Origin of the sequence: Falsiroseomonas sp. HW251 (genome assembly GCF_050563545.1) — a bacterium.
Classification (GTDB): domain Bacteria; phylum Pseudomonadota; class Alphaproteobacteria; order Acetobacterales; family Acetobacteraceae; genus Falsiroseomonas.
Window position 1 is genome coordinate 1 of record NZ_JBNXUM010000032.1, and the last position, 19,691, is coordinate 19,691.

At 71.3% G+C, this 19,691-nt stretch carries 21 protein-coding genes; 8 read left to right on the forward strand and 13 right to left on the reverse strand.

Annotated elements, in window-relative coordinates:
- The first annotated feature begins 234 nt into the window (after nucleotides 1-234).
- Both ACLF3M_RS28250 and ACLF3M_RS28255 read left to right on the forward strand, forming a co-directional pair.
- Nucleotides 235-1,134 (forward strand): hypothetical protein, encoded by a 900-nt coding sequence (locus ACLF3M_RS28250; protein ID WP_430660350.1) that lies wholly within the window; start codon nucleotides 235-237, stop codon nucleotides 1,132-1,134.
- A 107-nt stretch (nucleotides 1,135-1,241) separates the two neighbouring features.
- Entirely contained in the window at nucleotides 1,242-2,174 is a 933-nt protein-coding gene (locus ACLF3M_RS28255) for a ribose-phosphate pyrophosphokinase (protein WP_430660351.1), read from the forward strand.
- A gap of 183 nt (nucleotides 2,175-2,357) precedes the next feature.
- Here the strand turns inward: ACLF3M_RS28255 and ACLF3M_RS28260 are convergent, their stop codons facing one another.
- Together ACLF3M_RS28260 and ACLF3M_RS28265 are read right to left on the reverse strand one after the other, a co-directional pair.
- Nucleotides 2,358-2,741 (reverse strand): Zn-ribbon domain-containing OB-fold protein, encoded by a 384-nt coding sequence (locus ACLF3M_RS28260; RefSeq protein WP_430660352.1) that lies wholly within the window; start codon nucleotides 2,739-2,741, stop codon nucleotides 2,358-2,360.
- A 4-nt stretch (nucleotides 2,742-2,745) separates the two neighbouring features.
- A complete protein-coding gene (locus ACLF3M_RS28265; protein ID WP_430660353.1) occupies nucleotides 2,746-3,918 on the reverse strand; it encodes a thiolase domain-containing protein in 1,173 nt (390 codons plus the stop codon).
- A 95-nt stretch (nucleotides 3,919-4,013) separates the two neighbouring features.
- Here ACLF3M_RS28265 and fahA point away from each other — a divergent pair, with 95 nt between their 5' ends.
- Entirely contained in the window at nucleotides 4,014-5,315 is a 1,302-nt protein-coding gene (fahA, locus tag ACLF3M_RS28270; protein WP_430660354.1) for a fumarylacetoacetase, read from the forward strand.
- Between the two features lie 15 nt (nucleotides 5,316-5,330).
- On the opposite strand, the gene ACLF3M_RS28275 is transcribed toward fahA, so the two are convergent.
- From ACLF3M_RS28275 to def, 6 genes are all read right to left on the reverse strand, one after another.
- Nucleotides 5,331-6,791, reverse strand: coding sequence for a DEAD/DEAH box helicase (locus ACLF3M_RS28275; RefSeq protein WP_430660355.1), 1,461 nt, complete (start codon nucleotides 6,789-6,791; stop codon nucleotides 5,331-5,333).
- Nucleotides 6,792-7,043: 252 nt separating this feature from the next.
- Complete coding sequence (locus ACLF3M_RS28280) at nucleotides 7,044-7,319, reverse strand: acylphosphatase (protein WP_430660356.1); 276 nt, start codon at nucleotides 7,317-7,319, stop codon at nucleotides 7,044-7,046.
- Entirely contained in the window at nucleotides 7,319-8,023 is a 705-nt protein-coding gene (locus ACLF3M_RS28285) for an ATP12 family chaperone protein (RefSeq protein ID WP_430660357.1), read from the reverse strand. The genes ACLF3M_RS28280 and ACLF3M_RS28285 overlap by 1 nt, the downstream gene beginning before the upstream one ends.
- Before the next feature lie 51 nt (nucleotides 8,024-8,074).
- The gene (locus ACLF3M_RS28290) at nucleotides 8,075-8,605 is read right to left on the reverse strand and encodes a hypothetical protein (RefSeq protein WP_430660358.1); all 531 of its coding nucleotides are present in this window, start codon (nucleotides 8,603-8,605) and stop codon (nucleotides 8,075-8,077) included.
- A 149-nt stretch (nucleotides 8,606-8,754) separates the two neighbouring features.
- Nucleotides 8,755-9,336 (reverse strand): COQ9 family protein, encoded by a 582-nt coding sequence (locus ACLF3M_RS28295; protein WP_430660359.1) that lies wholly within the window; start codon nucleotides 9,334-9,336, stop codon nucleotides 8,755-8,757.
- Nucleotides 9,333-9,866 carry a peptide deformylase gene (gene def, locus ACLF3M_RS28300; protein ID WP_430660360.1) on the reverse strand — a complete coding sequence of 178 codons (534 nt, stop codon included), beginning with the start codon at nucleotides 9,864-9,866 and terminating at the stop codon, nucleotides 9,333-9,335. The genes ACLF3M_RS28295 and def overlap by 4 nt, the downstream gene beginning before the upstream one ends.
- A 189-nt stretch (nucleotides 9,867-10,055) precedes the next feature.
- Here def and rpsU point away from each other — a divergent pair, with 189 nt between their 5' ends.
- Nucleotides 10,056-10,259 (forward strand): 30S ribosomal protein S21, encoded by a 204-nt coding sequence (rpsU, locus tag ACLF3M_RS28305; RefSeq protein ID WP_007006360.1) that lies wholly within the window; start codon nucleotides 10,056-10,058, stop codon nucleotides 10,257-10,259.
- A gap of 273 nt (nucleotides 10,260-10,532) precedes the next feature.
- On the opposite strand, the gene ACLF3M_RS28310 is transcribed toward rpsU, so the two are convergent.
- Nucleotides 10,533-10,937, reverse strand: coding sequence for a winged helix-turn-helix transcriptional regulator (locus tag ACLF3M_RS28310; RefSeq protein ID WP_430660361.1), 405 nt, complete (start codon nucleotides 10,935-10,937; stop codon nucleotides 10,533-10,535).
- Between the two features lie 74 nt (nucleotides 10,938-11,011).
- Between ACLF3M_RS28310 and ACLF3M_RS28315 the strand changes: the two genes are divergently transcribed.
- The gene (locus tag ACLF3M_RS28315; protein WP_430660362.1) at nucleotides 11,012-11,911 is read left to right on the forward strand and encodes an NmrA family NAD(P)-binding protein; all 900 of its coding nucleotides are present in this window, start codon (nucleotides 11,012-11,014) and stop codon (nucleotides 11,909-11,911) included.
- A 78-nt stretch (nucleotides 11,912-11,989) separates the two neighbouring features.
- A complete protein-coding gene (locus ACLF3M_RS28320; RefSeq protein WP_430660363.1) occupies nucleotides 11,990-12,523 on the forward strand; it encodes a TspO/MBR family protein in 534 nt (177 codons plus the stop codon).
- Between the two features lie 253 nt (nucleotides 12,524-12,776).
- On the opposite strand, the gene ACLF3M_RS28325 is transcribed toward ACLF3M_RS28320, so the two are convergent.
- Genes ACLF3M_RS28325 through ACLF3M_RS28335 form a run of 3 tightly spaced genes read right to left on the reverse strand, consistent with a single transcriptional unit; the run spans nucleotide 12,777 to nucleotide 15,730 of the window.
- Nucleotides 12,777-14,183 carry an NAD(P)(+) transhydrogenase (Re/Si-specific) subunit beta gene (locus tag ACLF3M_RS28325; protein ID WP_430660364.1) on the reverse strand — a complete coding sequence of 469 codons (1,407 nt, stop codon included), beginning with the start codon at nucleotides 14,181-14,183 and terminating at the stop codon, nucleotides 12,777-12,779.
- Between the two features lie 4 nt (nucleotides 14,184-14,187).
- Complete coding sequence (locus ACLF3M_RS28330; RefSeq protein ID WP_430660365.1) at nucleotides 14,188-14,586, reverse strand: NAD(P) transhydrogenase subunit alpha; 399 nt, start codon at nucleotides 14,584-14,586, stop codon at nucleotides 14,188-14,190.
- Between the two features lie 13 nt (nucleotides 14,587-14,599).
- Nucleotides 14,600-15,730: a Re/Si-specific NAD(P)(+) transhydrogenase subunit alpha gene (locus ACLF3M_RS28335; protein ID WP_430660366.1), complete on the reverse strand. Its 1,131-nt coding sequence runs from the start codon at nucleotides 15,728-15,730 to the stop codon at nucleotides 14,600-14,602.
- Between the two features lie 147 nt (nucleotides 15,731-15,877).
- Here ACLF3M_RS28335 and ACLF3M_RS28340 point away from each other — a divergent pair, with 147 nt between their 5' ends.
- Both ACLF3M_RS28340 and ACLF3M_RS28345 read left to right on the forward strand, forming a co-directional pair.
- Complete coding sequence (locus ACLF3M_RS28340; RefSeq protein WP_430660367.1) at nucleotides 15,878-16,648, forward strand: DUF3891 family protein; 771 nt, start codon at nucleotides 15,878-15,880, stop codon at nucleotides 16,646-16,648.
- A 26-nt stretch (nucleotides 16,649-16,674) separates the two neighbouring features.
- Nucleotides 16,675-18,183 carry a hypothetical protein gene (locus ACLF3M_RS28345; protein WP_430660368.1) on the forward strand — a complete coding sequence of 503 codons (1,509 nt, stop codon included), beginning with the start codon at nucleotides 16,675-16,677 and terminating at the stop codon, nucleotides 18,181-18,183.
- 41 nt (nucleotides 18,184-18,224) lie between these two features.
- Here the strand turns inward: ACLF3M_RS28345 and ACLF3M_RS28350 are convergent, their stop codons facing one another.
- A complete protein-coding gene (locus ACLF3M_RS28350; RefSeq protein WP_430660369.1) occupies nucleotides 18,225-19,595 on the reverse strand; it encodes an ABC1 kinase family protein in 1,371 nt (456 codons plus the stop codon).
- Nucleotides 19,596-19,691 lie beyond the last annotated feature (96 nt).

A 19,691-nucleotide genomic window follows, 5' to 3' on the forward strand; every position in this document is an offset into this window, starting at 1 on the left:
CCCCCCCCCCCCCCCCCCCCCCCCCCCCCCCCCCCCCCCCCCCCCCCCCCCCCCCCCCCGCGCCCGGTGACGAACGCGTTCCCGACGCTGCACGCCCCCCTCACCCACCCCTCTCCCCCCTTGGGGGGGAGCGGGCTTGCCCCCCGGGCCACGCGACGCACCGCGCTCCTCGGCCTGCTCGGCCTTGCTGCCTGCGGAGACCTCCCGCAGCCCTTCCGAGGCCAGCCCGGCGGCATGGCGGCGCGGCTCGCCAGACCGCCCGCCTACCGCCTGGCGGTTCCGGCGCCCACCCAGGCGCTGCTGACCGAGAACGACGCCGAGAACTACGCGAAGTCGCTCGCCGACGCGCTCGTCGCGCAGGAGGTGCCGGCGGTCAGCGGCGAGCGCTTCCCGCTGGACTGGACCGTCGAGGTCGTTGCGCAGCGCGAGGGCCGCAACGTCACGCCGCGCTACGTCGTGCGCGACGCCGACGGCACGGCGCTCGGTGACTACACGGGGCGCCCGGTCCCCGCGCGGGACTGGGTGGATGGCGGGGCCGAGATCCATCGCACCGCCGCCACCCTGGCGGCGCCCGCCATCGCCGGCCTGGTCGCGCGCGCCGATGCGCGGCGGCGCACCGGCGACGAGAACGCGGTCGGCGCCAACCCGCCGGCCGTGCGCCTGACCGCCGTCCGCGGCGCCCCCGGCGACGGCAACCAGAGCCTGACCGCCCGCATGGCCGAGCAGCTCGCCCGCATCGGCTTCAGGGTGCAGGAAACCGCCGAGAGCTCGCAATTCGCGGTGCAGGGCAATGTCGCGGTGGTGGACATCGGCGGCGGCCAGCAGCGCGTCGAGATCATCTGGACGGTCTCGCGCCGCGACGGCTACGACCTCGGCCGCGTGCTGCAACTCAACGTGGTGCCCGTTGGGACGCTGAGCGGGCTCTGGGGCGACATCGCGCTGGTGGTGGCGCAGGAGGCCTCGGGCGGCGTGCGCGACGTCATCGCCAATGCCGGCGGGTTCGGCGAGCAGCAGGCCCGCCCGGCCCAGCCGCCCGCCGCGGCGGAGGCCGCGCCCGAGTCGCCGCCCGCGGCGCAACCCGCTTCCGCCCCTGCCTCGGGTCGCGCGCGCCAGCCACTCCGCCCGCCGGCCTGAGCGGGGATCCCGGCCGCGTCGCTCTCATGGCCACGCGATGGACACTCTCCCGTCACGTTGCTATCGGTCCGCCCGAGTTTTCCTCCCTCTCCCCCTGGGGGCGCCGCATGAAGATCATCGCCTGCAACAGCAACCGCCCGCTTGCCGAGGCGGTGGCCGCGGCGCTCGGCATCCCGCTGACCCAGGCGAGCGTGCGGCGCTTCGCCGACATGGAGGTCTTCGTCGAGATCCACGAGAACGTCCGCGGCGAGGACGTCTTCGTCGTGCAGTCCACGAGCTACCCCGCCAACGACAACCTAATGGAGCTGCTGATCATGCTGGACGCGCTGAAGCGCGGCAGCGCGCGGCGCATCACGGCGGTGATCCCCTATTTCGGCTACGCCAGGCAGGACCGCAAATCGGGCCCGCGCACGCCGATCAGCGCGAAGCTGGTGGCGAACCTGATCACGGCGGCGGGTGCGAACCGCGTCCTCACGATGGATCTGCATGCCGCGCAGATCCAGGGCTTCTTCGACATCCCCGTGGACAACCTTTTCGCCGCACCGCTCTTCGCGCGCGACATCACGGAACGCTTCGCCGGCCGCGACCTGATGGTGGTCAGCCCCGACGTCGGCGGCGTGGTCCGCGCCCGCGCGATCGCCGCGCGCATCCATTCCGACCTCGCCATCATCGACAAGCGCCGCCCGCGCGCGGGCGTCAGCGAGGTGATGAACGTCATCGGCGAGGTGGAGGGCCGGCACTGCATCCTGGTGGACGACATCGTCGACAGCGGCGGGACACTCTGCAACGCGGCGGAGGCGCTGCTGAAGCACGGCGCGAAATCCGCCAGCGTCTACGTCACGCATGGCGTCTTCTCCGGCGGCGCGGTGGCGCGTGTCGGCGCGGCGCCGATCGAGACCATGGTGGTGACCGATTCGATCCTGGCGACGGAAGCGGTGCGCGTCAGCCGCAACATCAAGCAGCTGACCATCGCGCCGCTGATCGCCGAGGCGATGAAGCGCATCAGCGAGGAGAGCAGCGTCTCGTCCTTGTTCAACTGAAGGGCGCTACAGGATTTTAGGCTTTTAACACGATTTTAGTCCTCAAACCGGGTCGCGCTTCGGACAAAGGCGCCATTCCGGGCCATCTGCGGATTCACGGACTCAAAGACCATTGCCCTGGCCCGTGAGGGCCAAGGACATCATTCCTAAGATAAGCCGGCGACACCGCCGCGTCCAGCGGAATCACGCAGGCCGGAACATCGGCACCGGCGGCCCGCCATCCGTCGGCGTCCAGGCCACCGTCACGGTCATCCCGATGCGCACCGCCTCCGGCGCCACGTCCACCAGGTTGGTGAAGACCCGCGGCCCTTCCGCCACCTCGACCATCGCCGGGATGTAGGGCTGCTTCGTGCGCATCACGGTGTAGCTGTAGACCACGCCCTGCCCGCTTGCCTCGACCAGTTCGACGTTGGGCGAGAGCGTGAAGGGCGAGACGCCGCGCGGCGGGAAGAAGTGCCGGCCGGTGTCGCGGCACAATCCGATCAGGAATCGCCCCTCGCGCGCCGCATCCCAGAAGGGCTGCGTCGTGGGGTCGGGGATCGGGGCCCGGATCGTGCGGTCCGACATGACGTCAGCTCCTTTCCAGGATCAGCGTCGCGCTGCCGTGCCGGTGGCCGAGCAGGCCCCCCGTGCCATGCGCAACCGCAAGGTCGCAGCCCTTCACCTGCACCGCGGGATGCGCTTCGCCGCGCAGCTGGCGCACCGCCTCGATCACCTTGGTCATGCCGCCGCGATTGGCGGGATGGTTGGAACAGAGGCCGCCGCCATCGGTGTTGAAGGGAAGCTTCCCGACGCCGCTGATGAGGTTGCCATCCGCCACGAACTTCCCGCCCTCGCCCTTGGCGCAGAATCCGAGGTCCTCGATCTGGATCAGCACGGTGATGGTGAAGCTGTCGTAGATGCTGGCGTATTTGATGTCGGCCGGCGTGACGCCGGCTTCCGCGAAGGCGCGGGCGCCGGAGAAGCGGGCACCGGAGAAGGTCAGGTCGTTGTAGCCACCGGCATGGTTCTTCAGCGCCTCGCCGGTGCCGCGCACGGTGACGACGGGGCGCTTCAGGCTGCGCGCGATCTCGGGCCGCGTGACGACCAGCGCGCCGCCGCCGTCGCTGATGACGCAGCAATCCAGGCGATGCAGCGGGTCGGCGACCAGCGGGCTCTCCACGACGTCCTGCACGGTCACGACCTTGGGCAGCATCGCATGCGGGTTGTGCTGCGCGTGGTGCGACGCCGCGACCTTGATCCAGGCGAGCTGCTCCGACGTCGTCCCGAATTCATGCATGTGGCGCATCGCGCACATGGCATAGGCACCCGCGACGGTGCGGCCCATCGGGATCTCGAACTGGTCGTCGGGGATGTTGGGGTCCTGCGGCCGCGAGCCCGTGCCCGTGGCCTGGCCTTCGCTGCGCGGCCGGCCGGCCAGCGTGATCAGCGCGACGTTGCAGCGGCCGGTCGCGATCGCGGCGGCGGCATGCGCGACATGGGCGACGTAGCTGCTGCCGCCGATGTCGGTGCTGTCCACGTGCCGCAGCCTGTTGAGCCCGAGATATTCCACGATCGCGAGTGGCCCCATCCCCGGCGCGTCGCCCGCGCAGAAATAGCCGTCCACGTCGTCCACCGTCAGACCCGCATCCTGCAGGGCGCCGAAGGCGACCTCGGCATGAAGTTGCGCGACCGACTTGTCCGGCGCCTTGCGGGTGGGGTGCTCATAGGCGCCGGCGATGCAGGCTTTTCCGCGCAGGCTCATGGCGTTCCTTCCTGTTGCCCTGACACTGGCGCGGGCGGGATGGTTGGGCAAGCGGCGGCCAACCGGGCTAGCATTCCCGCGCAGGAGGAAGGCCGATGCTCGACCACACCCATGACCCCAAGGCGCGCAGCTTCGTCGCCAGCGCGAACGGTCACCCGGATTTCCCGATCCAGAACCTCGCGCTCGGCCTGTTCGAGCGGAACGAGGACGAAGGCCCCGGCATGGGTATCGCCATCGGCGACATGATCCTCGATCTCGAGGCCCTGCTGGATCAGCGCCTGCTGGAGGACGAGGTGGCGGAAGCCGTGGACGCCGCGCGCTTCCTCGAAGGCTGGGCCGATTTCCTGTCGGAAGGGCCGGAGATCCGCAACGCGCTGCGCCGCGAGGTCTTCGCGCTGTTGCAGGACGGATCCTCGCACCGCGCCGAGGTCGGGGCGGCGCTCGTTCCCGCGAATGACTGCACACTCTACGTGCCGATGCGCATCGGCGACTACACCGATTTCTACGCCGGCATCCAGCACGCGACCAATGTCGGCAAGCTGATGCGGCCGGACAATCCGCTGCTGCCGAACTACAAGTATGTGCCGATCGGCTACCACGGCCGCGCGAGCTCGGTCGTCTCGTCCGGCACGCCGGTGCGGCGCCCGAAGGGCCAGCGCAAGCCGGCGACCGACCCGGCGCCGAGCTTCGGCCCGTCGCGCAACCTCGACTACGAGCTCGAGCTCGGCATCTGGATCGGCGGCGGCAACGACCTCGGCGAGCCGATCCCGATCGCCGAGGCCGATCAGCACATCGCGGGCTACTGCCTGCTGAACGACTGGTCCGCGCGCGACATCCAGGGCTGGGAATACCAGCCGCTCGGCCCGTTCCTCGCGAAGAGCTTCTGCACCACGATCAGCCCGTGGATCGTCACGCCGCAGGCGCTCGCGCCCTTCCGCGCGGCGCAGGCCGCGCGACCGGAGGGCGATCCGAAGCCGATGGAGTATCTCTGGGACCGGCACGACCAGGCTCATGGCGCGCTCGATCTCGCGCTCGAGGTGTTCCTGGTCACGCCCGGCCTGCGGGAAAAGGGCCTGCCGCCGCACCGGCTCTCGGCGGGCCATGCCGGGGCGCTCTACTGGACGCCGGCGCAGCTCGTCGCCCATCACGCCTGCGGCGGCTGCAACCTGCGCGCGGGCGACCTGCTGGGGACCGGCACGATCTCGACCGAAGCGGCGCCGGGATCGCTGCTGGAGATCACCAAGGGAGGTAGGGAGGCAATCGCGCTGGCGAGCGGCGAGACGCGGCGCTTCCTGGAGGATGGCGACGAGATCGTCATGACCGCCCGAGCGTCACGGCCCGGCCGCGCGAGCATCGGCTTCGGGGAATGCCGGGGGACGATCACGCCGTCGGCGTGACCGTCCGCCGAGGCATCAGCGGCGCCGGAGGAAGGCGGGTGCGGTGCCGCCGTCGCGGAAGTCGGCGTCGCGCCACGCGCGGTCCTTCCGCTCCGGACCCGCATGGCGCTCGGCCTGCGCGGGCTGGGACGGGCGGCGGATCGGCGCGTCTCCGCCGCGCGGCGCGGACGAGGCAACGCCACGCGGCTGCTGCGGCTTGTGCGGCGACGCCGCGCCTTGCGGGCGGTTGCCGTCGCGCCGCGGCGCATGAGGCTGCGGACGGCCCTGCTGCTGCGGGCGGCGCTGCGGCTGGCCGCGAGCCGGCTTGATCGCCTCCGGCCTTCCCGTCGTGCGGTGCATCGGCGTGCCGACATCGAGCCGCCGGTCCTCGCGCGGGATCTCCTGGCGGATCAGCTTCTCGACCTGCCAGAGCTTCTCCCGCTCATCCGGCGCGCAGAGCGCGATGGCGATGCCGCTGGCGCCGGCGCGCGCGGTGCGGCCGATGCGGTGCACATAGGCCTCGGGCGTGTCGGGCATGTCGTGCTGGATGACATGCGTGACGTTGTCCACGTCGATGCCGCGGGCGGCGATGTCGGTGGCGACGAGCACCGGCGCGCGGCCGTTGCGGAACTCCGCCAGCGCGCGCTCGCGCTGGGACTGGCCCTTGTTGCCGTGGATCGCATTGGCCTGGATGCCGTCGGCGGCGAGGTTCTTCACGACCTTGTCCGCGCCGTGCTTGGTGCGGGCGAAGACGAGCGCGCGGCCGACACCTTCGGCGCGCAGCAGTTCCGCCAGCACACCGCGCTTGCGGCCCTGCTCGACGAAGATGAGCTTCTGCTCGACCTTCTCGGCGGTGGTGGCGACCGGCGTCACCTCCACGCGCAGCGGGTCCTTCAGGATCTCGGCGGAGAGCTTGGCGACCTCTGCCGGCATGGTGGCCGAGAAGAACATCGTGTGACGCTCCTTCGGCAGAACCGGCAGGATGCGGCGGATCGCGGGCCAGAAGCCCTTGTCCAGCATCTGGTCGGCCTCATCGAGGACCAGCGCTTCGACCCGGTCGAGCCGCGCCGTGCCCTGGTCGAGGTGGTCCTGCAGCCGGCCGGGCGTGGCGACGAGGATGTCGATGCCGCGCGAGAGGGCCTGGCGCTGCGGCCCGTAGCCGACGCCGCCGAAGATCACGCTCACGGACAGGCCGAGGTGGCGGCCATAGGCCTTCAGGCTATCGGCGATCTGGCTGGCGAGCTCACGCGTCGGCGAGAGGATCAGCGCGCGGCAGCCGCCGCGGGGCGGGCGGCCGCCGGCATTCGCCAGGCGGTGGAGCAGGGGCAGGCCGAAGGCGGCGGTCTTGCCGGTGCCGGTCTGGGCGATGCCGAGAATGTCGCGCGCGGCGAGCGCGGCGGGGACGGACTGGGCCTGAATGGGGGTGGGGGTTGTGTAGCCCTCCTCGGTCAGGGCCTGGAGGATGCGGCCGTCGAGGCCGAGGGTGTCGAAGGACAAGAAACAGAATCCGCTCATGCCGCCGCGCGACGGGGTTCCCGGCGCGGTCGGTGGGTGCGGAGCGGCCCGCGTAAGGGGGCAGCACCTGGAGGTGTCGGAAGTGGCGCTTCAGCGCCGTTCTGGCGTCCGGTCCGGATCCCATCTGGACCCGCTCACGCGCCCGGGCGCGGCGGGAAGCCTCCCGCTGACCGTTTTCAAATAGGGCAGGATGGTTGACGGAACAAGAAAAATCGGCGGGCGGGCGGGATAAGGTCAGCGCGTCGACAGCCGGCGGAAGCCCGGCTCGGCGGGTTCCTCGGCCAGCGCTTCCTCGATCCGGTCCACCCGCGCCAGCACCGGACCGCGGCGGGCGGCGATGAGCAGGGCCTGGACCGCGCCCTCCTCCCCCGCCACCAGCGCCTGCACGCTGCCGTCGGCGCGGTTGCGGACCCAGCCATGCAGGCCGAGCCGCGTCGCCTCCTCCAGCATCCAGTCGCGGTAGCCCACGCCCTGCACCCGCCCCTCGATCCGGAGCAGGCGGGCGGCCATCAGGAGCGCGCCAGGGTGATCAGCCGGGCCGCCAGCGCGATGTCCGCGGCAATGCGGGCACGGCGGGCCTCGGCTTCCGGATCGAGGCCCCAGAATTCCTCCTGGAAGCGCTCGTCCACCGTGGCCAGGGCATGCGCTTCCCCGGGCCCCAGCCTCCCGGCCGCCAGCGCCAGGCCCAGCACCAGGGAGCCCAGCGCCGGGACGGCGACGCCGAGCGCCGCAAGTTCCACCGCCGGCAGCGCCTCCAGCGCGCGCGTCAGCGCCGAGAGCGCCTGTGGCGGCTGGGCCACTGGCATGACGCCCTGGGTCGTGCGCAGCGGCGCATCGAGCGTCAGCGCCGCCCAGTCCAGGATGGGGTCCCATTCCGCGGCCTGGCGCTCTGCCAGGCGGCGGTCCTCGGCGCGGTAGCAGAGCAGGTCGGTCTCGGCATAGCGCGCCAGCGCCGCGACCGTGGCCGCCGGGTCGGGCGCGATGCGTTCCCGCGCGGTGCCGACGAGGCGGGTCAGCGGGATGTCGTCGGGACGGAATTCCTGCCCCTTGCTCCCGCCCGCTGCCTGCCATTCCGCGGCGATCGCCTGGGCCAGCGCGCGGCTTTCCATCTGCACCGGCGCCCCGCCCGGCAGTCGGACCGGGCGGCCGTCGAGGGTAACGGAGAAGCGGCCCTCGGTCTCGGCGACGTCCGCCTTGTCCCAGAACCGCTTCATGCCGCTGTCGCGCTCTAGCCTCGTTCGGCCCGGCCGGTCATTCCACCGCGGTCAGCGACGCGCGGAGGAGCGCGTCGCGGCGGCGGTGCGGGTGGCCGGGGCGGCGCCCGAGCACTCATTGGCCGCAATCGGGTTCACGAGGTTCCGCTCGACCGCGAAATTCGCGAGGCCCGTCACGTCGGTCTGCGCCAGGGCCATCGTGAAGAGCGGCGTGACCAGCGGGCAGTAATGCGAGCCGGCGCGGATACCGTCCTGCGACTGCGCGTTGGCGAGCTGGGTGATGTACTGGTCGAGCTCGCGCTGGCCGGCGCCCGCGCCCATGGTCCGGCGGTAATGGCCCTGGATGCTGTTGTAGGAGCTGGCGAGCTGCGGCTGGAACTTGCGGACGAAGGCGTTGTAGTCGTCCTGCTTGCCGCAGGCGAGTGCCGCGACCATCAGCTGGCTCTGCAGCGCGCGGACGTGGAAGCCCTGCTGCTCGGCGGGCTGCAGGCAGGCCTGGGCAAAGGCCGGGCCGGCGGTCATGGCGGCAACGGCGCCGAGCATCACGCGGAAGCCGGTCTTGCGGCGGGTGGCCTGGGCCATCGTCGGAAACTCCCCTGTCTGTCGCCACCACGGCCGGCAACCCTCGCCGGCCCTGCGAATCGAGGCCCCCCGGCCCGTGGCGTCGCTGCGTCACTACCGCCTGGACCGGGCGCGGCGCCAGCGCAAGCCACATCAAATATTGCGACGCGTCAGGCCGCCTTCCTCCGCGGGCCCTGCAGCCTCGCGAGGTCCGCTAGCCGCCGGTCCAGGAAGGCCAGCGTGGCGGGGAAGCCGGGCTCGTCGTCCTGCATCCAGAAGGCCAGCGTCGCGCCGTAGATCCCGGCCAGGATCCCGCGCCGCGTGTACCACGACAGATCCGCCGAGGTGTCGCCGGCGGCCGCCCACATGGCATCGGCCGTCCGCGCCACGGTTCGCAGCGCGGAAGGCAGGTTCCAGGGCAGGGACTGCAGGGCGAGCGCCCGGCGCACCGCTTCCTTCCACGGCCCGTTCATCGCCAGGCGGATCGCGATCACCCTCCGGATGCGTTCGGGCAGGCGAAGGTCCAGCAGGTCCTCGCCGCGCGCCGCCTCCTCCATCTCGCGGTCGGCCAGGTCGCACCAGGCCTCCACCGCCTCGACCGGACCGCGCGGGAACAGCCACTCCTGCTCGAGAGGATCGAGGCCGAGGTCGCGCAGCCCCGCCGCCAGCGCCGCCTTCGTCCAGCCCAGCGCCGCCACATGCGGCCGCGCCGCGCGGATCGCCTGGTCGCGTTCCTCGCTGCGTTCGATCATGCCGCCGTCCCCTGGGCCTTCTCCTCGTTGCGCGCGGCCACCGCGGCCCTGGCGATCTCGTCGGTGAAGCCGAGCAGCGACAGGTCCGTCATGCGCATGAGATACATGACCCCGTCCAGATGGTCGTTCTCGTGCTGCAGGACGCGGGCCGAAAGCCCCGCCGCCTCGCCCTCGACAGGCCGTCCCTCGATGTCCTGGCCGCGGAAGCGGATGCGGGAGAATCGCGGCACGCAGCCCCTGAGGCCGGGGATCGACAGGCACCCTTCCCACCCGTTCTCGGTGGCGTCGCCCACGGGCTCGAGCTCGGGGTTGATCAGCGCGATCGCGTTTCCCGCCCCGCCGCGCCAGACGAAGAGCCGCAGCGGGACATGGACCTGGGGCGCGGCGAGGCCGATTCCCTGGGCGTCCTCCATGGTCTCCGCCATGTCGGCGACCAGGCGGCGGATTTCCGGCGCGGTCGGGTCCTCCACCCGCTCGGCCTTCTGCAACAGGACGGGGTGGCCCATGCGGGCGATCTTCAGGAGGGCCATGGCGGGGGTCCGGGACGCGTCCGGCCCTAACGTAATGCCTCCGGGCCCGTTCGCGAGGCCTTCCCCGCGACCGTGAAGGCATGCTAGACGCTCCGCCTCTGTATCGGGGGGGCACCGGGCGAGCCCGGAGCCGCACCCCGCTTTTTGCGTACCTCTAACCCGAACCCCAACCCAAGGAGGTTGAGCCGCGTGCAGGTCGTCGTCCGCGACAACAACATCGACCAGGCCCTGAAGGCGCTGAAGAAGAAGCTCCAGCGCGAGGGCGTGTTCCGTGAAATGAAGCTCCGCCGTCACTACGAGAAGCCGTCCGAGCGCCGCGCCCGCGAGGCCGCGGAGGCCGTGCGCCGGGCCCGCAAGGTGGAGCGCAAGCGCCTGGAGCGCGAGGGGTTCTGAACCCCGGGTCGCTGGCGGGGTAACCGGCCGGCGATAGACTTACCGGAACGATGAACGCGGACAGGGTGCGGGCCACGGGCCGGCGCCCTTTTCGCGTTTTGCAGGCGTGCGCGGCCCCCCTCCCGGCCTCGCCCGCAACAGCGGGGGAGGAGAAGAGCGGGCGGAGCGATCAGACCTGCGCTCTTCCTCCGCGCGCCGCCGGGCAGGGCCGCGAATCCGACGGCCGGCCCGATGGCCGTCTCCGCGCCGCCTGGATCGGCTTCGCGGGCTTGCTCAGCGCGGAGCCGCGGCGGCTGGACCAGGGCCGGCCTGCTGCGCGCCCCAATGCGCCATCGCCTCCAGCACCGGACGCAGGCTGCGGCCGCGCTCGGTCAAGCGGTATTCGACGCGCGGCGGCACCTCGGGGAAGACCTGGCGGTGCAGGATGCCGTCGCGTTCCAGCTCGCGCAGCGTGGCCGTGAGCATGCGCTGGGTGACGCCGGGCATCAGCCGGCGGAGCTCGTTGAAGCGCCGCATGCCGCCATGGAGGTGATAGAGCGCCAGCGGCTTCCAGCGCCCGCCAATGACATCGAGCGTCACCTGCACCGGGCAATCCTCGGGGCTCGGGCAGTCCTGCGGCAGCGGCGCGCGGCGACGGAAGGGACGCGCGGTGGTGTCGGCGAGGATACCGGGTTCCATGAAACTGCCTTCTGTCGGCGGCGGTGACGCCCGACTAGATGGGCGGCCGGACCAGCGATGAAAGGATCCGGCCCATGGACTCCACCACACCCGTCGCCGCCGTCACCGGCGTCTCCGGCGCGCAGGGCGCCGCCATCGCGCGGGCCTTCCTTGCCGCCGGCTGGCGCGTGCGCGCGCTGACCCGCGATGCAGCGCGCGGCGTGGCGCTGGCCGCGCCCGGCATCGCGCCCGTCGCGGTGCCGGAGGGCGATACGGCGGCGCTGGATGCCGCGCTCGCCGGCGCCGCGGCGCTCGTCGTCACGGCGCCCATCGATTATCGCCGCACCGTGCGGGAGGCCTGGTTCGCCTCGCTGCTGCTCGCGGCGGGTCGCGCCGGCGTCGGCCGCGTGGTGCTCAACCTGGCCTCGCGCCCGCTGCCCGGGCTGCGCAAGCCGGTGTCGGAGTCGCTGCGCGCGCTGGAAGCGATGGCTCTGGCCGGGCCGGTGCCCGCGGCGGTGCTGCGGCCGACCGTCTACATGGACAATCTGCTGCAGCCCTGGGCGATCGGCGGCGCGCGCGAGCAGGGCGTCTTCGCCTATCCGATGGCGCCGGACATCCGGATCGGCTGGATCTCGCACCGCAGCCTGGGTGAGGCGGCGGTGCAGGCGGCGACGCGCGCCGAGGCGGCCGGCCGCGGCTTCGACATCGCCGGTCCCGAGGCGCTGACCGGCCCGGAGGTCGCCGCGCTGCTCGGCAAGGCGCTCGGCAAGCCCGTGGGCTACGCGCCGCTCGATCTCGCGCTGCTCGCGGAGGGGCTGAACGCGAGCTTCGGCGCGCCGGCCGGCGACGACATCGCGGCGCTCTACCGCCACCTGGATCAGGCGCCGGACGCGCTGGCGCACGGCGCCGACAACGCGGCGCTCGGGATCGAGGCGGAGACCTTCGTCGAATGGTTCGCGCGGCACGACCTCCGCTCGGCGGCGGGGGCGGCCTGAGGCGGCGCGGTCACGCCAGGCGGCGCGCAACCGAGGCCGATCCTCGGTGTTCCGGCACGGCAATCGACGGAGAGAACGATGGGGCGTCGCGCGGATCCCCTGCTGGGGGCGGTGCTGCTGGGCGGGGCGCTCGTGGCCTCCGCCGCACTCTCGGCACGCTGGTCGCCGGCGCCGATCCATCCCCGCACCTATGGCTACTACAGGCGGCTGGAGAAGCCGTCCTTCACGCCGCCGGACGCTGCCTTCGCGGTCTGGGGCCCGCTCTGGGCGGCGCTCGCGGCCGCGGGCTGGCGGCTCTGGCGCGCGAAGCCGAGCGCCGCGCGCAGCCGGGCGCTGGCGCATTGGTTCGGCGCGCAGGCGCTGAACACGCTCTGGCTCTGGCTGGGGTTCCAGCGGCGCAACCGCGCGGCGATGGCTGTCGAGGCCGGCGCGACGGTGGTGAATGCCGCGGCGCTGGCCGATGCCGCGCGGCGGGTGGATGGGCCGGCGGCGGTGCTCGCCCTGCCCTACCTCGCCTGGATCGGCTTCGCCGGCCTGCTGAGCGAGGAAATCTGGCGGCTGAACGAGGACCGCGGCGAGGACGGACGTCGCGAAACAGCGGACGCACCCTGACGGACGCGACCACCAACTCGCGGAACGTGACGGGATCGAGCGCTCAACTCAGCGCGTAGGCGCTGGCGACGGTCAGGGCCAGGATCCAGGCGAAGGCGAGATACAGGACAGGGCGCATGGCGATCTCCACGCCCGGGGTAGTGCCAGGGTTTCGTGACGGGGGTATGTCGCGGCGGGTTTCACGTGTTTCGGTTCGCCGCGACGGGCGTCTCGCCCGGCGAGCCCCGCCTGTCCTCGCGCGGAGAGGCGGGCGCTACCGCTGCAGCGCCTGGACGATCTCCTGCGTCACCTTCTTCGCGTCGCCGAACAGCATCATCGTGTTCGGGCGGAAGAACAGCTCGTTCTCCACGCCGGCATAGCCGGACGCCATGCCGCGCTTCACGAAGAACACCGTCTTGGCCTTCTCCACGTCGAGGATCGGCATGCCGTAGATGGCCGAGGACTTGTCGGTCTTCGCAGCGGGGTTGGTCACGTCGTTCGCGCCGATCACGTAGGCGACGTCCGCTTCCGCGAATTCGGGGTTGATCTCCTCGAGCTCGTGGACCTCGTCGTAGGGGACGTTCGCCTCGGCCAGCAGGACGTTCATGTGGCCGGGCATGCGCCCCGCCACGGGGTGGATGGCGTAGGAGACCTCCGCCCCTTCCTTCTTCAGCAGGTCGGCCATCTCGCGCACCACCTGCTGGGCCTGGGCGACGGCCATGCCGTAGCCAGGCACGACGATGATCTTCTGCGCATTCTTCATGATGTAGGCCGCGTCCTCCGGGCTGCCGGCCTTCACCGGCGCGCGGTCGCCGGCGCCGGCGGCCGCCGCGGCCGTGCCGCCCTCGCTGCCGAAGCCGCCGAGAAGGACGTTGATGATCGAGCGGTTCATGCCCTTGCACATGATGTAGGACAGGATCGCGCCCGAGGCGCCGACGAGCGCGCCGGTCACGATCAGCAGCAGGTTGCCGATGGTGAAGCCGATGCCCGCCGCCGCCCAGCCGGAATAGCTGTTCAGCATGGACACCACGACCGGCATGTCCGCGCCGCCGATCGGGATGATCAGCAGGAAGCCCAGTGCGAAGGACAGGATCGCGATGAGCCAGAACAGGATCGGGCTGCCCGTCGCGACGAAGGAGATGATCAGGATCAGCAGCAGCGCGCCCAGCGCCGCGTTCAGCATGTGCTGGCCGTTGAAGATGATCGGCGCGCCGGACATGCGCCCCGCGAGCTTCAGGAAGGCGATGACCGAGCCCGAGAAGGTGATGGCGCCGATCGCCAGGCCGAGCGACATTTCCACGAGAGACTGCGTGTGGATATGGCCAGGCGTGCCGATGCCGAAGCTCTCCGGCGCGTAGAAGGCGGCGGCGGCGACGAAGACGGCGGCCATGCCGACCAGGCTGTGGAAGGCCGCGACGAGCTGCGGCAGCGCCGTCATCTGGATGCGCTGCGCGACGACCGTGCCGATGGTGCCGCCGATCGCCAGGCCCACGACCACCAGCGCGATGCCGCCGACATGCATGCCGGGCTTGAGCAGCGTCGCGGCAATGGCGATCGCCATGCCGATCATGCCGAACAGGTTGCCCTGCCGGCTGGTCTCGGGGTGGCTCAGGCCGCGCAGGGCGAGGATGAAGAGAACCGACGCGACGAGGTAGGCGAGCGTCGAGAGCGTGGTCGCCATCGGCTCAGCTCCCCTTCTTCTTGAACATGGCGAGCATTCGGCGCGTCACCATGAAGCCGCCGAAGATGTTCACCGCGGCCAGCGTGACCGCGAGGAAGCCGAAGAACTTCGCGGCGTAGCTGTCCGAAAGCCCTGTCGCCAGGATCGCGCCGACCACGATGACGGAGGAGATGGCGTTGGTCAGGCCCATCAGCGGCGAATGCAGCGCAGGCGTGACGCCCCACACCACGTAGTATCCGACGAAGCAGGCCATCAGGAAGATGGTGAGGAGGTAGAGGAAGGGCTCGGCCGCGGCGGCGACGGGTGCCGCCTGCTCCGCCAATTGGCGCGCCTGCTCGGCGAGCATCGCCGCGCGGTCGGCAAGCGACGCGGCCTCGTTGGCGATCTGCTGTGGGGTCGACATGTCGGCGTGCTCCTCAGGCGGCAGCCAGCGAGGGGTGGACCACGGCGCCCGCGCGGGTCAGCGCGACGCCCTTCACGATCTCGTCGTCTTCCTTCAGGGCGGGCTTCTTGCCCTCCTTGTCCCAGAAGGTGGTCAGGAAGGTCAGCAGGTTGCGCGCGTAAAGGGCCGAGGACGCGCCGGCGATGCGGCCGGGCCAATTGGAATGGCCGAGGATCCTCACGCCGTTCTCTGTCGTCACGGCCTCGCCCGGCTTCGTCAGCGCCACGTTGCCGCCGGCATCGGATGCGATGTCCACGATCACGCTGCCGGGCTTCATGGACTTCACCATGGCTTCCGTCACCAGGGTCGGCGCCTTGCGGCCCTGCACGAGGGCCGTGGTCACCACGATGTCCTGCTTGGCGATATGGGCGGCGACCACCTCGGCCTGCCTGGCGTAGAACTCGGCCGAGAGCTGCTTCGCGTAGCCGCCGGCGGTCTGGGCGGCCTTGCTCTCCTCATCCTCGTAGCCGACGAAGCTGGCGCCGAGGGACTTGATCTCCTCCTTCGCCGCGGGCCGGACGTCGGTGGCGCTGACCCGGCCGCCGAGACGCCGCGCGGTCGCGATGGCCTGCAGGCCGGCGACGCCCGCGCCCATGATGAAGACGTTGGCGGCGGGGATGGTGCCGGCCGCGGTCATCAGCATGGGGAAGCCGCGGTCGAAGGCGTCGGCCGCCTCGATCACCGCGCGGTAGCCCGCCAGGTTCGCCTGCGAGGACAGCACGTCCATGGACTGCGCGCGGGTGATCCGGGGCAGCATTTCCATCGCGCAGGCGTCGATCCCGGCCGCGGCGTAGGCCTTCGCGGCCTCCGCGTCGGCCTGCAGCGTGCCGATCAGCAGCGCGCCGCGAGGAATGAGGGCGAGTTCGGCGGCCTCGGGCGCGCGGACCGCCAGCACGATCCCGGCCCCGGCCAGCGCCGCGGCGGGGTCGGCGGCGATCTCGGCGCCGGCTTCGCCGTAGAGCGCGTCGGGGATGCCCGACGCCATGCCGGCCCCGGCCTCGACGGCTACCGTGCAGCCCAGGGCGATGAGCTTCTTCACCGTCTCGGGCGTTGCCGCGACCCTCGTCTCGGCCGCGCGCCGCTCGCGCAGGACAGCTACCCGCATTGCTGAAGACCCCCCGGTTGAGGCTGAGGGGCGCGATATGACCGGCCCGGGGCGGTCTGGCAAGGCGTCGCGCCGACGGTGGCCGGAACGAGGGATGACGAAGGTGCCCCCGATCCGCCATCTTCGGATGACGGAGGGAGACCCGCCATGCTGTTCCGCGACCTGCCCGATGGCTCCTGGCTGGCGGTGAGCCAGCCCATGCACGCCCTGGTCTCGGGCCAGATGATCCGGGCCTGGGGGGCGAAGGGCTTCGCCCTGCCCGACCCCTTTGAGGAGATCGCGACCGCCTGCGCCCAGCACGACATAGCCTGGATGGGGTGGGAGGCCGCGCCGACGCTCGATGCGGCGACCGGGCGTCCGACGCAGTTCCGCCAGGTCGGCGCCGCGTCGCATGCGCCGATGTGGGCCGAGGGGGTGCGACGCGCGATCGCGAGTTGGGGCCCCTGGGTCGGGCTGCTGGTCAGCCGGCACGGCACGCGGATCTACGGCGCCTACCAGGACCGGCATCGCGTCAGCGCGGCGGATGCCGATGCGGCGGAGGCCTACCAGACGGAACAGGCTGCGCTGCGGGCGCAGCTGATGGCGGCGCTGGGAATTACCGAGGCGCAGATGGAGACAGCCGCGGCGCTGGTTGCGGTGACGGACGCGTTGAGCCTGGCGGCCTGCGGCGGCATCGCGACGCTGGGCTGGTCGGGCATGGCGCCGCTTGCGGGTGGCGGGGAGGTGCCGCTGAAGCTGGAGGAGGGCGACGGGATCATGACCGTCTCGCCCTGGCCGTTCGCGACGGCGGAGGTGCGCCTGTCATGGACCGCGCGCCGCTTCCGGCCCGAGGCGCGCTGGACGGATGTGGAGGCGATGCGGCGGGACTACGCGGCGGCGCCGGTGGAGCGGATCGCGGCGCAGCTGGTGGCGGGTTGAGCGGGACGTTGCTCCACCGCGGCCTCATGCCGAGCACGCGCTTCTGGCTCGCTGCCGGCGGATTGGTCGTTCTCGCGTTCCTGCTGCGATGGGGCCTCGCCGTTCTGTTGCCGACGACGGCACGCCCCGACGAAATCTTCCAGACCCTGGAGCCGGCCTTTCGATTCTGGTTTGGGGAGGGAATCACGACCTGGGAATGGCGCGAAGGCGTGCGCCCTGCGATCTTCCCGGGCTTCCTTGCCGGGCTGCTGGCTGTTTCGGAGTGGCTCGGCCTGGGGCCCGGCGCATACTTGGCGCTCATTGCAGCGACCCTTTCGCTGCTCTCCGTCGGCGCCGTCATCGTAGCGATGTGGTTCGGCTGGCAACGGGAACGCGCGGCCGGGGCGATCCTCTGCGGGTCCATCGTGGCCTTCTGGCCAGACTTGGTCTGGCTCGGGCCGAAGACGCTGACCGAGGTGCAGTCGGGGAACCTTCTGACGGTGGCCTTGGGCTTCGCCGCCGCTTGGGCGCGACCAGTCGAGCCCGGAGCGGCACCGCGTCCCTGGCGTTTCGCGCTTATCGGGCTATTGCTGGGCTTGGTCGTTACCGTTCGTTTTCAGGCAACGCCCGGCGCGGCTGTCGTCGCTGCGTGGGCGTGCCGGGCCGAGTGGCGGGAGCGCTGGCTGCCAGCGGTCGCCGGCGGGCTTTTGCCGGTCGTCGCGCTCGGCGCGACCGATGCGCTCCGCGGAGGCATCGTCTTCCAGTCCGTCCTGCTTCACTACCGCACATTCGTCGACGGCAGATTCGACGAGTTCGGCGTCCTTCCGCCGTACTGGTACGTGGCGAAGCTCCTTCTCGACTGGGGGGCGAGCTTCGTAATCGTGCTGCTGCTTTTCCTGCGCGGCGCAGCGCTGGCGCCGCTGCCGGCCTTGACCGCGACGGTCGTGCTGCTGTCGCACTCACTACTAGCTGCCAAGGAGGCCACGTACATTTATCCGGCTTTGCCGCCAATGCTGATCGTGGCCGGTCTCGGCACACTGCGTCTCGCGCGTTGGCTAGGCGAGAGTCTTCGGCCTGGCCGCCTCGGTACCACCGAATTGGTCAGGCATGCGACCGCGCTCTGGATCTTAGTCTGCGGTGCAACCGCCGCCAGCGCTGGCGCTCGGCCACACTGGACGCAGAATACGAATTTCCTGCTCGCCACTGCCGAGTTGCGCCGGCATAGCGACCTTTGCGGACTCGTGTTGTACGGCGATCGCACGCCATGGTTCCTGACCGGCGGCAATTCATGGATTGGGCGCGGCGTGCCGTTCTACTGGGCACGAAGCCAGCGGGCGCTGGGCGAGGTCGGAACCGCAGCCAACTTTGCATTGGCCGGTCCGGAAGCGCTTGCGGATCTGCCGGGCTTCCGACCTCTCGCCTGCTTCGCCGGACGCGAATCGGCGGGGGAAGTCTGTGTTGCCCGCACCGACGCGTCAGTCTGCACTGGGCCTGGCGTTCACGAGCTCGGCACAATTCCCGGCCTTGGCCGTCCAGGGATCGCGCCCCCCAAGTAGGGATCCACGCCATAATGCAGCGATGGACGGCAGTTTGCCGATCAAGGCGCGGTCGGCACCCCCGCCGCCTCCAGCGCCGCGTTCTGCCGCGCCGCGACGTCGGCCTCGGCGAAGTCGTGCACCAACTCCATGAACATGCGGTGCCAGTTGGCCTCGGCGCGCAGGCGATAGAACACAGAACCCAGCCCGATCGCGGCGCGATCCATCAGCGGGAATTCGCGCGGAATCTTCACCCCGCCCGTCCGCTTCAGCCCCTCATGCACCTGCATCGCGATGCGCCGGCCGTATTGCGGATCGTCGAGCGGCGTGATGGTGCGGACCTTGTCCTCGACCAGCGGCTCGTAGAGGAACTTCGCCCAGACGTTCAGGACCTCCATCGTTTCCTTGCTGAGGTTCTTGAAACCCCAGATCCGGTAGGCCTCGGCGGCCTTGTCGATGTCGTGGTCGCGCACCGCCTCGTACAGCATGACGACGCCGCTGACGAAGCTCGGCGGGAAGATGCGGATGACGCCGAAGTCGAAGAGGTTCACGCCGAAGCGCACATCCGGATCGTCGTCGGCGCGCACCTGGTAGTTGCCGAGATGCGGGTCGCCATGAATGACACCGTAGCGGTAGAACGGCACGTACCACGCGCGGAACAGCGCCTTGGCGTAGGCGACGCGCTCCTCCTGCGGCGGGTCTTCCTCGAGCCGGCGGAGGATCGGCCGCCCCTCGAGCCAGCTCATCGTCAGCAGGCGCTTCGTGGTGAGTTCCGAGATCGCTTCGGGCACGCGCACGCCGGGCGTGTCCTTCAGCATCGCGCCGTAGAGCCGCATGTGAGAGGCCTCGCGCGTGTAGTCCAGCTCCTCGCGCAGTCGGGTGGCGAGCTCGGTGTAGGCCTCCTCGTTGTCGAGGGTGTTGTCCATGCGGCGGTAGAGCTGCAACGCGATCTTGAGCTGGCGCAGGTCCGCTTCGACCACGCTCGGCATGTCGGGATACTGCAGCTTGCACGCGACATCGCGCCCGTCGGGCAGCGTCGCGCGATGCACCTGGCCGAGCGACGCGGCCGCGGCGGCTTCCTGGCCGAAGGTCGCGAAGCGCTGCTGCCAGGCCGGGCCGAGCTCGGACTGCATGCGCCGGCGCACGAAGGCCCAGCCCATGGGCGGCGCGTTCGACTGCAGCGTGGCGAGTTCCTGCGCGTATTCATCGGGCAGGGCTTCGGGGACGGTGGCGAGGAACTGCGCCACCTTCATCAGCGGGCCCTTCAGCCCGCCGAGCACCTGCTTGAGGCTCTCGGCATGCGCGTTCTTGTCGGCCTTGATGCCGAGGAAGCGCTCGCCCGCCACGCGCGCGGCGATGCCGCCGACCGCACCCGACGTGCGGACCATCCGCCGCATCTCGCCGAACAGCGTGGAGTCCTTGTTGCCGCTCATGCGCGTGCCGAGACATGCTGTCGCATGTCGCCCTCAGGCGCCGGCGCTTCGCTTGGCTCGCCGCACCGGCACCGGGCCGCGTTCGCGGCCTCGGCC

What these genes read in the sequence shown, in the direction of transcription:
- ACLF3M_RS28250 (WP_430660350.1), top strand. Translation starts at nt 235, where the DNA reads ATGGCGGCGCGGCTCGCCAGACCGCCCGCCTACCGCCTGGCGGTTCCG.
- ACLF3M_RS28255 (WP_430660351.1), top strand. Translation starts at nt 1,242, where the DNA reads ATGAAGATCATCGCCTGCAACAGCAACCGCCCGCTTGCCGAGGCGGTG.
- ACLF3M_RS28260 (WP_430660352.1), bottom strand. Translation starts at nt 2,741, where the DNA reads ATGTCGGACCGCACGATCCGGGCCCCGATCCCCGACCCCACGACGCAG.
- ACLF3M_RS28265 (WP_430660353.1), bottom strand. Translation starts at nt 3,918, where the DNA reads ATGAGCCTGCGCGGAAAAGCCTGCATCGCCGGCGCCTATGAGCACCCC.
- fahA (WP_430660354.1), top strand. Translation starts at nt 4,014, where the DNA reads ATGCTCGACCACACCCATGACCCCAAGGCGCGCAGCTTCGTCGCCAGC.
- ACLF3M_RS28280 (WP_430660356.1), bottom strand. Translation starts at nt 7,319, where the DNA reads ATGGCCGCCCGCCTGCTCCGGATCGAGGGGCGGGTGCAGGGCGTGGGC.
- ACLF3M_RS28285 (WP_430660357.1), bottom strand. Translation starts at nt 8,023, where the DNA reads ATGAAGCGGTTCTGGGACAAGGCGGACGTCGCCGAGACCGAGGGCCGC.
- ACLF3M_RS28290 (WP_430660358.1), bottom strand. Translation starts at nt 8,605, where the DNA reads ATGGCCCAGGCCACCCGCCGCAAGACCGGCTTCCGCGTGATGCTCGGC.
- ACLF3M_RS28295 (WP_430660359.1), bottom strand. Translation starts at nt 9,336, where the DNA reads ATGATCGAACGCAGCGAGGAACGCGACCAGGCGATCCGCGCGGCGCGG.
- def (WP_430660360.1), bottom strand. Translation starts at nt 9,866, where the DNA reads ATGGCCCTCCTGAAGATCGCCCGCATGGGCCACCCCGTCCTGTTGCAG.
- ACLF3M_RS28310 (WP_430660361.1), bottom strand. Translation starts at nt 10,937, where the DNA reads ATGGAACCCGGTATCCTCGCCGACACCACCGCGCGTCCCTTCCGTCGC.
- ACLF3M_RS28315 (WP_430660362.1), top strand. Translation starts at nt 11,012, where the DNA reads ATGGACTCCACCACACCCGTCGCCGCCGTCACCGGCGTCTCCGGCGCG.
- ACLF3M_RS28320 (WP_430660363.1), top strand. Translation starts at nt 11,990, where the DNA reads ATGGGGCGTCGCGCGGATCCCCTGCTGGGGGCGGTGCTGCTGGGCGGG.
- ACLF3M_RS28325 (WP_430660364.1), bottom strand. Translation starts at nt 14,183, where the DNA reads ATGGCGACCACGCTCTCGACGCTCGCCTACCTCGTCGCGTCGGTTCTC.
- ACLF3M_RS28330 (WP_430660365.1), bottom strand. Translation starts at nt 14,586, where the DNA reads ATGTCGACCCCACAGCAGATCGCCAACGAGGCCGCGTCGCTTGCCGAC.
- ACLF3M_RS28335 (WP_430660366.1), bottom strand. Translation starts at nt 15,730, where the DNA reads ATGCGGGTAGCTGTCCTGCGCGAGCGGCGCGCGGCCGAGACGAGGGTC.
- ACLF3M_RS28340 (WP_430660367.1), top strand. Translation starts at nt 15,878, where the DNA reads ATGCTGTTCCGCGACCTGCCCGATGGCTCCTGGCTGGCGGTGAGCCAG.
- ACLF3M_RS28345 (WP_430660368.1), top strand. Translation starts at nt 16,675, where the DNA reads ATGCCGAGCACGCGCTTCTGGCTCGCTGCCGGCGGATTGGTCGTTCTC.
- ACLF3M_RS28350 (WP_430660369.1), bottom strand. Translation starts at nt 19,595, where the DNA reads ATGAGCGGCAACAAGGACTCCACGCTGTTCGGCGAGATGCGGCGGATG.